Below are 13,648 nucleotides of genomic sequence, written 5' to 3' on the forward strand. Positions count from 1 at the left end.
GCGGCTTTTCCCGCTTTGTACATAAAGGTAAGAAACAGAAGGGTCATAACGCGTTCAATCCATGTCAAAGAAAAGTTCACAAACAAAAAGGCAATGATTTCAACGATAAATGAAACGAACGTAAATGAGATCGCTCCAACGAAAAATAATTTGTACCACTGGCGGTACGTTAAATGAATGTCCTTTTTTCGTGCAGCATACTTATATACAAGTGAAAACAAGACTGGCATCATCACGGGAATGATTAGTACAATGAGCGGGATGACAATCAGTAGAAACAGCTCAGCATTGTCTCCGAATCCATTTTCTAATACCGCCCATACGAAGTCGTATCCGATGCTATATCGAAATTCATCAAGAGCTCAAATAGCCCCGCACTTAACACGAAACTTGCCAGTAAATAGTAACCGATGATGCTTCGTTTTTTCGAATGAAGCACTTCGTTGTACTTACTCGGCTGAAAGCTTGATAGCATAATTTTAAACATAATTTTCCTCCAATTTTCCAAATCATTTTCCATTATACAGGTGAACGGGCTTTCACATGACTAGTAATTATTAACATATTCTTAAGAAAAAAAGACTCGAAAAGAATCTTGCGTGTATGCGTTAGCCAATCAAGAATTCACCACAGTGAAGGAAAGTTTAATACTTACCCAAAGTAGTAAACTAATAAAGATTTTGAATAAAAAGGGATATTTACTTATGATAGAGAAATCTTTATTTTATGGTAAGATTATCCACCGAAGAATTTAAAAACTATGAGTATACATAAAGGACTGAGGGTTACTTATATGGTTCGAGCTACATTTAAGCAGCGATAAAGCCAACAGCTATTTATACGTAATAAGTTAGAAAAGAAAGGTCATGTGGGCATACAACCTAACCCAAATGCTAGATGGGCTTCGTTTGTCGTACTGACAGAAAAAGGAAGAGCACTATTTAACGAGATTTTTCCCAAACACGACACGTTCCAACCATTTCTCAAAATTTATCATTTATCTCGAATGATGAAAAAGATCAGCTAATTGATTATGTAAGAGAATTGGAATTGGTTCACAAAAAATTTGGAAAAATAAATTTTAATAAGCTAAATAGGAGGAAATAACGATGTTAAATGAAAAATTAAATGTGGGTATTATTTTAGGCAGTACAAGACAAGGACGAGTTAGCCCCCAAGTAGGAGAATGGGTTAAAGGGATTGCTGACAAACGTGGAGATGCAAGCTATGAAATTGTAGATATTGCAGATTATCAATTACCATTTTTAGGAACTACTGATGGAACTGAGCCAGGAATTGCAGCTTGGAACGAAAAACTTAACAGCTTGGATGGATTTGTATTTATCGTTCAGGAATATAATCACAGTATAACTGGAGCTTTAAAAAATGCACTTGATCTCGCTCGTGAAGCTTGGAATAACAAAGCAGCAGGTATCGTTAGTTATGGTTCAACTGGCGGTGCCCGTGCAGCTGAACATTTACGAGGAATAATGGGTGAGCTAATGATTGCAGATGTTCGTGTTCACCCTACACTATCCTTATTTACTGATTTTGAAAACTATACTACTTTCAAACCAGCTGATTTACACCTTAATAATGTAAGTGCAATGCTTGACCAAGTTGCTGCTTGGAGTGGTGCATTAAAAACCTTGAGACAATAGTCATTATTAAGTGTACTATGCTTAGAATATCAGACGCTAAAAAGTGTTTGATATTCTCATTTAACACTATCCTGTCACATGCGTTGCGTTATGAAAGTTTAATTGAACAAGTGGTAAATTTAATAGTTTATAATAAGAGCATTTCTTTTGTAATGAGAAATGCTTTTTATTATTGTCAAAATTAAAAAGATATTCCAATAACAATATAAAAAAGCTTGTGAGTGTACAAAATGATTATGATCTTAAAAAACAAAAACACTACTTATGTACTTAAATAGGTCTTTATGAATATGGATGATCTTTATATTAAGAATAATTTTCAATTACGAGGGTTATGAATAGTTAGGCAACTTTAGTTTATGTTACAATAATCTACAGTACATAATTGTAGGGGGAATATAGCACTAATGAGTAAAAAGAAAAAATCTAATAGTAATCAAACGTTCGCTATTTCTGTATTTGTTGGAATAGTTGTTTTAGTTGGAGCATTATTTTTAGTTTCTAAATTGCAAGATAAAAAGACTGAAGAAGTTTATCCAACAATTGCTGGCGTAAATCAAGTGAAAGTTGATGGGTTTGACACAAAGGATCAACCAACATTTAGCAATAAAGATGCAAAAGTGGAAGTAGTTGAATTTGGTGATTATAAATGTCCAATTTGTGCTCAATGGAATAAAGTAGTTTTTCCTCAACTTAAAGCCGATTATATTGATAATGGTTTAATCAATTTTTCATTTATTAACTATCCATTTATTTCGAAAGATTCAAATTTAGCTGCACTTGCATCAGAAGTAGTTTATAAAACTCATAAAGATTCATTTTGGAAGTTTCAAGAGCAAATCTATTTAAAACAAGAAGATGAAACAACTACTTGGGCTACACCTGATAAACTAGCAAGTATTGCAAAATCTGTTATTCCGAATTTAGACGAAAAACAATTTAAAAAAGATTTATACAAAAAAGATGCAATGAAACAAGTTGCTAACGATGTTGCAATTGCTAACCATTATGGTGTTAACGGAACACCTACAATATTTGTAAATGGTAAAGCAGTGGACAACCCTAGCTTAGAATCAATTAAAGCAGCTATTGACGCTGAAATAAACAAATAATTAAAAAGGGTATGCGGAAGTATTCGCATACCCTTTTTTGTTTACATTTTTTTCTTTACACGTGCATCTGCTTGAGCTGAACGTTCTTGTGCTTCCATATCATCTTGATCTGCTAATTCCGCTGAATACTCGACATCAAGTCCATCAGGCTTTACATTCTTATTAAAATTAGAGTTGTAAGTACTTTTCTTCTTTTTCAAATTAAACCCCTCCATTATCTAATTAATTTAAATTACATATCGTGGTGGCTATGTTTTTTCTGTCTTGTATGATTTTGGTTCTTCACTTTATGAGAACCGCTTAATGGTTTTGGTTGTCCACTTTCATGGTCAATTGGGCTATTTCTTTTTGACGATTTGTTTGTCATTCTTGTCACCTTCCTTTACAAATAGCTTTAGTTGTATGCGAAAAAATATGCCAAAATGAAATATTTACTAATTTATAATTGAAAGCGTTTTAATCATTTTTTTCTAATAATTTTCGATAACCATTTTCCATATATATAAATAAATTAATGAAAGGGAGGTATTTCTTATGATCTAATTCATCTTATATTAATTAAAAAAATTGTTGAGAAAATTATTTTTCATAATAAAAAACGACAAACAACAATTAAATCTAAGAAATTAATAGAGTAAAAGTTAATTTTTTTAGTTTGTCTGACTCTTTTGATGTATGAAACAAGTAATTTGACCAATACTAGTAATAGTCAAAATGAAAGAGGAGACTGATACTGATTATGCAAATACTAACAGTTTGTCTTATATATTCCGGTGTGATCGTACTCTATCTCTTGTTCAAGAAAGTTCAATATAATAAGAGACAAAAAAATGTGATTAATTTTTTCCTATACTATAATCGAAGAAAAAGTAATGTTAATAGAGATACGAAAAGAACAGGAGATATTATTTATTTAATGCCTCAATCGACGTTGAACAAAGGGATTTTAAGAAAGCGAAAAGATGATTTTGAGTAATGATCAATAAATATAAAAAATAGCAAGCAATCCGTACAAATTGCTTGCTATTTTTTTATTGTCTTTTTTTTGTCTTTTTATTGTTTAACTTATAATCAGCTGAAAGTGGCTCTTGTGCTGTTTCTTCATTAAAACCAGCAGCTTTCCCTTGCTCGATTGAAGCTGACATTCCACTACCAGAATTATTTTTACGTCTAGACATGATTATTCCTCCTTATATAAGGCTATTTTCGTCAACAATTTTAATGAATTGGTTTGAAAACTGCCTTTTATAATCGATATTCTATCCTATATTTATTTAAGTACCCTAAAATTTCATTGGTAAATAATGTGAGTGTCATTATTAAATTGTTCAATGTCTGCACCTTACAATAGGAATTTTTTATGTTTGTAGTTCTGGAATTGTCAGGGATATAACAAGGTTTCAAAAGCTAACAGGAGTAAAGACTTGTCCGGTAGAAAAAACCGAGAACTTTTGGACTATATATTCAAACCATCTTTCAACTTTATGAATATATTGGCTTGTGTATACGATTTAATGGTTATTTAGAAGTGTTCAAAGTATGAAAGCAAGTGATGTTATTTACGGGATAAGTCTTCCTAAGTAGGTTGGCTTTTTAAATTTATTTAAAAGGAGACAACATATATGACAAATCCAACTTATCACGAAAGAAATTTATCAAATATAAATAAGCTAGCTCCTAATACAAAGCAAGCAGCTTTAAAATGGTACAATTATTGTATAAAAAACAATATCAATGTTTTAATTTACGAAACGACACGAACAAAAGAACGTCAAGAAGAACTAGTTGATAATGGCAAGTCCCAAACTAGAAAGTCATATCATCTTGTAGGTCAAGCATTAGACTTTGTTCCAATTGTAAATGGTAAAGAAGGGTGGAACTCATACGATACTGAACCCTTTAAATCGGCTATTAAATATGCTAAATCCATTGGCTTCACATGGGGTGGGGACTGGAGTGGCTTTGTAGATCAGCCACATTTACAATTTGAGTACAAAGGATATGGAACTGATAAAGTATTAGAAGCTAAACCTCCTGCATATCCAGGAACGATTTTAAAATCAGGTTCAAAAGGAAATAGTGTTAAATTAGTTCAAAAAGAATTAGGAATTACCGCAGACGGTATTTTCGGTCCAATTACGGATCGAGCAGTAAGAAATTTTCAAAAGAAAAATGGCCTGACCGTAGATGGAAAAGTAGGCACAAAAACTTGGGCAAAATTATTTGACTAAGAAAAGGTAAAATCTCATTAGTAAATTTAGTTTAGATTAAATTAAATTTACCATTCAAAATTTCAAATTGTAAAAATAAAACTACGTTCAAACCCTGTATCAGTATTGTACAGGGTTTGTTTTAATATTTGATAAATCTTATTGGTAGAAAAGGGTTCTTAACGGAAAGAGCTTAAAAAATATAAGATTGTAAAAATTCACATCCTCCAATATGATGATTAATGGACAAAAAACTTATTGTTGCTTCAAGCATTTCAGGAGGAAACGGATGAAACGATTTATCGAAATAGACATCGCGAGGGGGGTAACTATATTTTTGGTTGTAATGGGACATACGGCAATTCCAATCTGGTTAAATAACATATTTAGAGACTTTAGAATGCCTTTGTTTTTCTTTGTATCAGGTTATCTTTTTAGTAGTCATAGGTACTTAAATGATACGCGACTATTATGGATCAACAAATTTTATGCTTTACTAATACCTTACTTTACAGCAGGGATATTATCTTATTTTTACTGGTTAATTTTAAACGCAGTAAACCCTTTAAAATATGAATTTTTATGGTACAAGCCTCTTGTTGGTATTTTTTATGGGAATGGAGTTAATGGATGGTTAGGTTTCAATGCACCTATATGGTTTTTAGTTTGTTTATTTTGCGTTCAATTACTCTATTGTTACTCTCAAAAAATCATTGGCGGATTTAGCGTTTACATACAAATAGGTATTTACTTAATTTTAGGGTATGCGGGCTATGCGATAAGTCGTTTTGTATTTTTACCGTGGGGATTAGATATCGCTTTAGTCGCTCTTTTATTTATGCATTTTGGGAATAAATTTAAATATTATCAATTACTAAATAAACTGAAACCATTTGGTATTGTATCAATTTTATCTCTCCTAATATTCGGAATCGCAACGTATTTCAACAATGCAGATATGAATTATAGGATTTATGATAACCTTTTGGTATTTTATACAGCTGGCATTTCCGGTAGCATAGCAACACTATCGATTGCAAAATTATTGTCTAAAATGAAATTTCCGACAAAGTTTTTTACCTTTTTAGGTAGAGAATCATTAATAATTTTAATTTTCCATGGTGGATTTGTAATTGCTACATTGAAATTTATCGATATTCTTTTTGTTAAAGGAACCATACATTGGACATTATACTTTGCATTTGGATTACTAATTTCAATCTCACTATCGGTATTTATTAAAAAGATCCCAATTTTAAACATATTACTTAAAGGGAAAGGTAAGTCAGTCATTACAGAAAATACAATCAGTCAACTAAAGGCCTCATGATAAAAAGTGAAAGCGCTAAAAAAATAATTTCAAATTAATGGTCAAAAACAATTTTTCAAAATAAAGCCCTGTGTCCTCTTCAGATACAGGGCTAATTATTTGTAATTCAGTTATATAACTTTCATCACTTTCAATGTATTTGATTCACACGTTTTACAGTCTCACTCCTTAAAAAACCTTCAAGTTCCAAATTTAAAAACTTAAATTAATGATATTGATATAAACTTTAATATAATTGGGTAAAAGATTTGTAATATAAATCATAATTTAGATTCTAAATGGTAAAAATAAACATGCTATAAAAAGAAAATAGAGGAAGTAAGTATTATGAAGGTACAGAAATGAATCGTAAACTGAAAGTAAGTGGTTTTCAATTATTATGTATGATTTTTATGTTTATTAATGGTACATCGCCACCAATTGAAATCTATTCTTTATCCAAGCAAGATTCATGGATGAGTTTATTAATAGGACTTACTGTGGGGTGTCTATTATTTATTGTATATATAAAGTTATATTCATTTTTTCCTGATGTACCATTTACAAAATATATACAATATATTTTAGGTAAATATGTTGGAAAATTGTTAGCACTAATCTATATAAGCTATTTTATTTATATAGGTGCACGAGTTTTGCGTAATTTTGAGGAGTTAATGGTTATTACTCTTTATAATGCTTCATCACGTATTTCGATTGGCATATTAATGATGATTTTAGTCATATATGCAAGTCATAAAGGAATTGAAACATTTGCACGTGCAAATGAATTTATTTTTTTCATTATTATGGTTATTACTTTTATAATTATTGGATTAGAAATTGTTTCTGGCTTAATCAAGATTAATAATTTAAGACCTGTATTAGAAAATGGATGGAAACCGGTGTTAAAGGCAACTCCGATATTAATTGCAAATCCTTTTGGCGAGATATTTACCTTTACAATGATTTTGCCATATTTAAATAAACAAAAGAAAGTAGTAAAAGTAGGTATAGCATCATTACTATTTTCTGGGCTTATATTGACTTTATTATCAATGTTAAATACTTCCATAATGGGTGTTTCTGAAATAGAAAGAACCATCTATCCACTTCTTACAGCTGTTAGTTATATTAGTATTGCTGATTTTGTTCAAAGGTTGGATACCTTTATTATAGTAATATCGGTATGTAATTATTTCGTGAAGATTACGATCTATTTCTATTGTGCCGTGTCAGGAGCAGCAGATTTATTTGGCATTAAGGAAAGTAAGCAATTAGTTTATCCTACTTCCGTTATTATGTTAGTTTGTTCAATGTGGATGACAACGAATTATCTTGCATTACGTAATGAAGCAAGTGATGTTGTCCCCTTTTTACTACAAATACCTCTTCAAATTATTATCCCAATTTGTTTACTACTAATAGTGCTAGTAAAAAGGAGAAAAAAATACCCAGCCTTATAAAAGAAAATACCTGGATTTGGAGATGCATTCTTAATAAAACAAATTTTTTATGTAACTAATTTTGCATTAGTTGAAGAAAAAATAGCTAAGACCAAATTTTTGTGGTCTTTTTCTTTTGCTCAAAATAAATATAAAGAGTCTTATTTTTTAGGGAGAAAAAACTTTGCCTTCGCTAAAATTGATCCTAGTAGTGTATATCAGTCCATTAAAAAACCTTGAAAAAAATTATTAATTCAAAACCTAAGAACCCCTAGTAATTATAAATTTTAAGATAAAAAATAAAAAAAGAGGAATTGGAAATTTATGTTAGAATATTAAATTTAGAAATTAAAGTAGTTTCTTTCCCTTTAATGGGTTGTTTCAAGGTATATTGTATAAAAATTGGGGGGGGAATATGAACAATCGTTGGAATGAGTTAATATACAAAATTTGGTCTCGTATATATGATAAGTTTTTTAACACTGGGCAATTCTTAAAAGCAAGGAAAGAGATTTTCAGCAAAACTAATTTTTTAAAAAATCAAAAGATACTATTTGTTGGAGTAGGAACCGGTGCAGATTTGGAACTGATTAATCACAAAGAATTAGATATTACATCTATTGACTATTCTGATGATATGCTTAACAAAGCAAAAGAAAAATTTAAAGACTCATCAATAAAATTTTTAAAAATGGACGCTCAAGACATGAGTTTTAGTGATTGTTATTTTGATGTAGTTATAGGAAGTCTTGTATTATCAGTTGTTCCAGATGCAGATAAGTGTCTTAAAGAGATGTTGAGAGTATTGAAACCAAGTGGAGAAATTATTATCTTTGATAAATTTGCTCCAAAAAACAAAGGACTTTCGCCGTTTAAAAAAGCAATTAGACCATTAATTAAATTATTAGGTACTGACATCGGAGTTAACTTTGAAAAATTGTATGAGAAGAATAATGTTAATTTATCTGTTAAAGAAGATATTTCAATAATGTTTGATGGGATGTACAGAAAGATTATTATAAAAAAAAGTGAATGGTAATGATATTTCATTATAGGAAGCTATAAGGAAAAATAAATAAGAAAAGCTCAGAGCATAAAGTCTGAGCTTTTTGAGTGTAATACACGGTAATTTAACCTTTGCATTTAAATAGAATCTAGCTTATTATTTAAAATCTTCAGCACAAGTACTGAACTACTTATGGTAATTTCGGGGTCTTTTTCTCATTAGGAACACTAATAGCCGATTTCTTCACAACACCGTTTTCAATCCTCAAAGCAATTGTACCTAACCATCGATCCGTATAAGATTCATTTCCATAGCTGAAGAGAATCTAACGTGAACAGATTTCTTCGTCTTTTTACTAATCACTGGGCATCTAGCATATTTCCAAGCATTTTTAATGCTTCATTTTTTTTCATTCCGCTTGTTCACAAATCGTTCATGAACTTTTACAAACTTATATTAATTATATTGAAATAAACAATGATATAATTGAGCAAAATATTATTAAATGAACTATTTGATTTAAAAGGTCATAAGTAATACTTATTACAAATGATAAGTTACTTCTTATTTACTTATGATGTACATTGTAATAATATATTATTGTAAGGTATTGAAAAGTTTGGATATAAAATATATTCAGACATTTTTTGCTTAATAGGGGGAATAAAACATGGGGAAAAATGACGTTTTCCAATCTCGTTCGACATTTACTGCGAACGATAAAACTTATCATTATTATCGCTTAAAAGCAATTGAGGAAGCTGGTGTAGCTAAAATCGGTAAATTACCTTATTCGATTAAAGTGTTACTAGAATCAGTTCTTCGTCAAGTAGATGGAAGAGTAATTACAAAAGATCATGTTGAAAATTTAGCAAAATGGGGAACAAGCGAGTTACAAGATGTAGATGTTCCATTTAAACCTTCTCGTGTTATTTTACAAGACTTCACAGGTGTTCCAGCAGTAGTTGACTTAGCTTCATTACGTAAGGCAATGGCAGATATGGGTGGAGACCCTGAAGTAATTAATCCAGAAATTCCAGTAGATCTAGTTATTGACCACTCTGTAATGGTTGATAAAGCTGGTTCAGTGGATGCATTAGATTTCAATATGGATTTAGAATTTTCTCGTAACGAAGAGCGTTACCAATTTTTAAGCTGGGCTCAAAAAGCATTTAATAACTATCGTGCAGTTCCACCAGCAACTGGTATCGTACACCAAGTTAACTTAGAATACTTAGCAAATGTAGTACATGCAATTGCAAATGAAGATGGTGAAGTTGTTGCATTCCCTGATACATTAGTTGGTACTGACTCACATACTACTATGATTAATGGTATTGGTGTATTAGGTTGGGGTGTAGGTGGTATTGAAGCTGAAGCAGGTATGCTTGGTCAACCATCATATTTCCCAGTTCCAGAAGTTATCGGTGTTAAATTAATTGGTGCTTTACCAAGTGGAACAACTGCAACTGATGTTGCGTTAAAAGTTACTGAAGTTTTACGTAAAAAAGGTGTAGTAAATAAATTTGTTGAGTTCTTTGGACCAGGTTTACAAAGCATGCCTTTAGCAGACCGTGCTACAATTGCAAACATGGCTCCTGAATACGGTGCAACATGTGGATTCTTCCCAGTTGATGCTGAAGCACTTAACTACCTACGTTTAACAGGTCGTTCTGAAGAGCAAATTCAATTAGTAGAAGCATACTGCAAAGCTAATGATTTATTCTATACAGCTGACTTAGAAGATCCTACATTTACTGATTTAGTAGAGATCAATCTTTCAGAAATTGAATCAAATCTTTCTGGTCCAAAACGTCCACAAGATTTAATTCCATTATCTGAAATGAAAAAAGCATTCCAAGCAGCAGTTTCTGCTCCAATGGGTAATGCAGGATTCGGTTTAACTGATGAAACATTAGATAAAGAGGTAAACGTTAAATTTGAAAACGGTACTGAAACAACTTTTAAAACTGGTGCAGTAGCAATTGCAGCAATCACAAGTTGTACAAATACTTCAAACCCATACGTTATGTTAGGTGCTGGTTTAGTAGCTAAAAAAGCTGTTGAAAAAGGATTAACAGTACCTGCTTATGTAAAAACTTCATTAGCTCCTGGATCTAAAGTTGTTAGTGGATATTTACAAGAAGCTGGATTAATTCCTTTCTTAAATCAATTAGGATTTAACATTGTTGGTTACGGATGTACTACATGTATCGGTAACTCAGGTCCATTAGCTCCTGAAATGGAAGAAGCTATTGCTGATAATGATATGTTAGTAACATCTGTACTTTCTGGTAACCGTAACTTCGAAGGACGTATTCATCCTCAAGTTAAAGGTAACTACTTAGCATCACCACCATTAGTAGTTGCTTACGCGTTAGCAGGTAATGTAAATATCGACTTCTCAGTTGAGCCAATCGGTCAAGATAAAGACGGAAACGATGTATTCTTAAAAGAAATTTGGCCAACATCTGCAGAAGTTCAAGAAGTAGTTGCATCTACAGTTACTCCTGAATTATTCAAAAAAGAATACGAAAGAGTATTTGAAGATAACAAACGTTGGAACGAAATTCAAACAACTGATGATTCTTTATACAAATGGGATAGCGAATCAACTTATATCGCAAATCCTCCATTCTTTGAAGGATTATCAAAAGAGCCAGGCATAGTTAAACCATTAGCTGGTTTAAAAATCGTTGGTAAATTCGGTGATTCAGTAACAACTGACCACATCTCACCAGCTGGTTCAATTGGTAAAACAACGCCTGCAGGACTTTACCTACAAAGTAAAGGTGTTAAACCTGTAGACTTTAACTCATACGGTTCTCGTCGTGGTAACCACGATGTAATGATGCGTGGTACATTTGCTAATATTCGTATTCGTAACCAAATCGCTCCAGGTACAGAAGGTGGGTACACTACTTACTGGCCAACTGGCGAAGTAATGTCAATTTATGATGCAGCAATGCGTTATAAAGAAGATGGTACTGGATTAATGATCTTAGCTGGAAATGACTACGGTATGGGAAGTTCTCGTGACTGGGCTGCTAAAGGAACAAATCTTTTAGGTATCAAAACAGTTCTTGCTGAAAGCTTTGAGCGTATTCACAGAAGTAACTTAGTATTAATGGGTGTTTTACCACTTCAATTTAAAGATGGTGAAAATGCTGAAACATTTGGATTAACAGGTAAAGAAGTATTTGCTGTTAATGTAGATGAGAATGTTAAACCACGTGATCTTGTAAAAGTAACTGCAACAAAAGAAGACGGCACAACTGTTGACTTTGAAGTAGTTGCTCGTTTCGACAGCGAAGTTGAAATCGACTACTACCGTCATGGTGGTATCTTACAAATGGTATTACGTGACAAATTAAATAATTCTAAAGTAACTCATTAATTTGTATAGAAAACACGGTCTTTTATTGGACCGTGTTTTTTTTTGATTTTGGGTAAGTGGTATTGCGAATAAGATTGTTGAATAGCAAAAAAATGATGGCACTGAAAATAAAAACCAGAAATCGCAATTAAAATGATGAAAGTACAATTAAATCTCTAGAATCACAATTAAAATCCGAAGATCCCTAATTTAACAGACAGAATCGATCAGCCATACACCAAAATGTACTAAATGGATAAAAAATTTACGAATTAATAGGGGATTCCTGTAAAAAATATAAAAAGTGGATCTATTTAAGATAATTTGAATGGAAAATAGTATGTAAAAGGTAATCAAAATAGATATTGTCTAAGAACATATGCGAGCTTGTTCCACTTTTGTATTTATTATGGTTAAATAGAGATAGTTCATTAAAAGGGTGATTTGTATGAAAAAAGTAATTCCTTTGCTGATTCTTTTAGTAGCGTTAGGATATTCAATTTTTCAATTATATGAGAAAAAAGAAGAAGAGAAAAAAGTTAGTAATAATAATGATGCTTATATTGCTTCAATTCAAAAATTAGGTGTTCAAGTTGGACAACAGGCACCTGATATTCAATTGATGACTTTAGATGAAAAGAAGGTTAATTTGTCTTCATTCAAAGGTAAGAAAGTAATCTTAAACTTCTGGGCTACTTGGTGTCCTCCTTGTCAAGACGAGATTCCAGCATTAGAGAAATTCCATCAAGAGCATAAGGATATTGAAATGATTGGTGTTGCGGATTATATTGGCGAGAAAAAGGATTTAAATTTTATCAAAAACTTTGTTAATAAAAATAGTATGAATTATCGGATTTTAATTGATGAAAACGGTGATAATTTTCGAAAATATGGTGTGATTTCAATACCTACTACATACTTCATTAATCCGAATGGAGAAGTAGTTTTTAAGCAAATTGGACCATTAACTGAAAAACAATTAAATGCATTTTTAAAATAAGAAAAAATTTACTAAAATGTAAGAAAACTCTTTTTTTTGGCAATACTAACATAAAAAGAAGAGGTGATTGTTTTGAGAAAGAAAAGACATAAATCCTTTCAAGAATTAATTCTTGAAAATAAAAATTCACTATTAAATGATGAAGAAGCTTTAAATAAAATATATGATCGACTGGAAGAACGTTTAGAAAGAAAAGCTAAAAGCGAAGTAATTTAGTCAGTTTCGAAAATCGATTTTGTTTTATACAAGAGAAGGAATTATTTCCTTCTTTTTTTGTTGTCAAAATTGGTCATTTTTTAATTTCCTTTTACATATTTACAGCAACAATACTCATACTATCGCTAGGGGGCGATAAAATGGGAAATCCAAAAAAACATCCTAAAGATTTTGTACCAAATCATGTCGGTACTCAAAACAAAGCAGCTGGTGGGAATAAGGGTAAACAAATGCAGTATAAAGATCCTACTGGCAAACAACCAATTGTAGATAACGGGTAAAATCCAAAACACAAAAACAAATTTTGAATTGG

Annotated in this window: 13 protein-coding genes and 2 pseudogenes; 12 read left to right on the forward strand and 3 right to left on the reverse strand. The window is 31.4% G+C overall.

The features are described from left to right. Window positions 1–177: 177 nt before the first annotated feature. The 3 genes from COI44_RS23865 to COI44_RS07780 all read left to right on the forward strand — a co-directional run bounded on the left by COI44_RS23865 (window position 178) and on the right by COI44_RS07780 (window position 2,773). Window positions 178–414 carry a hypothetical protein gene (locus COI44_RS23865; RefSeq protein WP_142329238.1) on the forward strand — a complete coding sequence of 79 codons (237 nt, stop codon included), beginning with the start codon at window positions 178–180 and terminating at the stop codon, window positions 412–414. Window positions 415–1,109: 695 nt separating this feature from the next. Continuing rightward, window positions 1,110–1,661, forward strand: coding sequence for an NADPH-dependent FMN reductase (locus COI44_RS07775; protein WP_098427414.1), 552 nt, complete (start codon window positions 1,110–1,112; stop codon window positions 1,659–1,661). A gap of 407 nt (window positions 1,662–2,068) precedes the next feature. Continuing rightward, window positions 2,069–2,773: a DsbA family protein gene (locus COI44_RS07780; protein ID WP_098427415.1), complete on the forward strand. Its 705-nt coding sequence runs from the start codon at window positions 2,069–2,071 to the stop codon at window positions 2,771–2,773. Between the two features lie 41 nt (window positions 2,774–2,814). On the opposite strand, the gene COI44_RS07785 is transcribed toward COI44_RS07780, so the two are convergent. From COI44_RS07785 to sspO, 3 genes are all read right to left on the reverse strand, one after another. Then, a complete protein-coding gene (locus COI44_RS07785; protein WP_286163817.1) occupies window positions 2,815–2,973 on the reverse strand; it encodes a YfhD family protein in 159 nt (52 codons plus the stop codon). Between the two features lie 32 nt (window positions 2,974–3,005). Next, complete coding sequence (locus COI44_RS07790) at window positions 3,006–3,140, reverse strand: small acid-soluble spore protein P (protein ID WP_084006741.1); 135 nt, start codon at window positions 3,138–3,140, stop codon at window positions 3,006–3,008. Window positions 3,141–3,804: 664 nt separating this feature from the next. Continuing rightward, on the reverse strand, window positions 3,805–3,951 hold the full coding sequence (sspO, locus tag COI44_RS07800) for a small acid-soluble spore protein O (RefSeq protein WP_069032362.1): 147 nt from the start codon (window positions 3,949–3,951) through the stop codon (window positions 3,805–3,807). 444 nt (window positions 3,952–4,395) lie between these two features. Between sspO and COI44_RS24535 the strand changes: the two are divergent. The 9 genes and pseudogenes from COI44_RS24535 to COI44_RS07840 form a co-directional block, all read left to right on the forward strand. Then, window positions 4,396–4,785, forward strand: a pseudogene (locus COI44_RS24535) (M15 family metallopeptidase); the annotation flags it as partial. A 108-nt stretch (window positions 4,786–4,893) separates the two neighbouring features. Next, window positions 4,894–5,004, forward strand: a pseudogene (locus tag COI44_RS24540) (peptidoglycan-binding domain-containing protein); the annotation flags it as partial. 268 nt (window positions 5,005–5,272) lie between these two features. Beyond that, a complete protein-coding gene (locus COI44_RS07810) occupies window positions 5,273–6,313 on the forward strand; it encodes an acyltransferase family protein (protein WP_179887042.1) in 1,041 nt (346 codons plus the stop codon). A gap of 341 nt (window positions 6,314–6,654) precedes the next feature. Further along, window positions 6,655–7,758: a GerAB/ArcD/ProY family transporter gene (locus tag COI44_RS07815; protein WP_098427420.1), complete on the forward strand. Its 1,104-nt coding sequence runs from the start codon at window positions 6,655–6,657 to the stop codon at window positions 7,756–7,758. A gap of 394 nt (window positions 7,759–8,152) precedes the next feature. Next, window positions 8,153–8,776, forward strand: a complete 624-nt coding sequence (locus tag COI44_RS07820; RefSeq protein WP_098427421.1) for a class I SAM-dependent methyltransferase — start codon at window positions 8,153–8,155, stop codon at window positions 8,774–8,776. A gap of 637 nt (window positions 8,777–9,413) precedes the next feature. Continuing rightward, a complete protein-coding gene (gene acnA / locus COI44_RS07825; protein ID WP_098427422.1) occupies window positions 9,414–12,140 on the forward strand; it encodes an aconitate hydratase AcnA in 2,727 nt (908 codons plus the stop codon). 427 nt (window positions 12,141–12,567) lie between these two features. Beyond that, entirely contained in the window at window positions 12,568–13,119 is a 552-nt protein-coding gene (locus tag COI44_RS07830) for a TlpA family protein disulfide reductase (protein WP_098427423.1), read from the forward strand. Window positions 13,120–13,191: 72 nt separating this feature from the next. Further along, window positions 13,192–13,335, forward strand: a complete 144-nt coding sequence (locus tag COI44_RS07835) for an FbpB family small basic protein (RefSeq protein ID WP_098427424.1) — start codon at window positions 13,192–13,194, stop codon at window positions 13,333–13,335. A 140-nt stretch (window positions 13,336–13,475) separates the two neighbouring features. Then, window positions 13,476–13,616, forward strand: a complete 141-nt coding sequence (locus tag COI44_RS07840) for an acid-soluble spore protein N (protein ID WP_069032371.1) — start codon at window positions 13,476–13,478, stop codon at window positions 13,614–13,616. The last annotated feature ends 32 nt before the right edge of the window (window positions 13,617–13,648 follow it).

The organism is Bacillus sp. AFS088145, assembly GCF_002564465.1.
Taxonomy (GTDB): Bacteria; Bacillota; Bacilli; order Bacillales; family Bacillaceae_G; genus Gottfriedia.

What these genes read in the sequence shown, in the direction of transcription:
- COI44_RS23865 (WP_142329238.1), top strand. Translation starts at nt 178, where the DNA reads ATGTCCTTTTTTCGTGCAGCATACTTATATACAAGTGAAAACAAGACT.
- COI44_RS07775 (WP_098427414.1), top strand. Translation starts at nt 1,110, where the DNA reads ATGTTAAATGAAAAATTAAATGTGGGTATTATTTTAGGCAGTACAAGA.
- COI44_RS07780 (WP_098427415.1), top strand. Translation starts at nt 2,069, where the DNA reads ATGAGTAAAAAGAAAAAATCTAATAGTAATCAAACGTTCGCTATTTCT.
- COI44_RS07790 (WP_084006741.1), bottom strand. Translation starts at nt 3,140, where the DNA reads ATGACAAACAAATCGTCAAAAAGAAATAGCCCAATTGACCATGAAAGT.
- sspO (WP_069032362.1), bottom strand. Translation starts at nt 3,951, where the DNA reads ATGTCTAGACGTAAAAATAATTCTGGTAGTGGAATGTCAGCTTCAATC.
- COI44_RS07810 (WP_179887042.1), top strand. Translation starts at nt 5,273, where the DNA reads ATGAAACGATTTATCGAAATAGACATCGCGAGGGGGGTAACTATATTT.
- COI44_RS07815 (WP_098427420.1), top strand. Translation starts at nt 6,655, where the DNA reads ATGAATCGTAAACTGAAAGTAAGTGGTTTTCAATTATTATGTATGATT.
- COI44_RS07820 (WP_098427421.1), top strand. Translation starts at nt 8,153, where the DNA reads ATGAACAATCGTTGGAATGAGTTAATATACAAAATTTGGTCTCGTATA.
- acnA (WP_098427422.1), top strand. Translation starts at nt 9,414, where the DNA reads ATGGGGAAAAATGACGTTTTCCAATCTCGTTCGACATTTACTGCGAAC.
- COI44_RS07830 (WP_098427423.1), top strand. Translation starts at nt 12,568, where the DNA reads ATGAAAAAAGTAATTCCTTTGCTGATTCTTTTAGTAGCGTTAGGATAT.
- COI44_RS07840 (WP_069032371.1), top strand. Translation starts at nt 13,476, where the DNA reads ATGGGAAATCCAAAAAAACATCCTAAAGATTTTGTACCAAATCATGTC.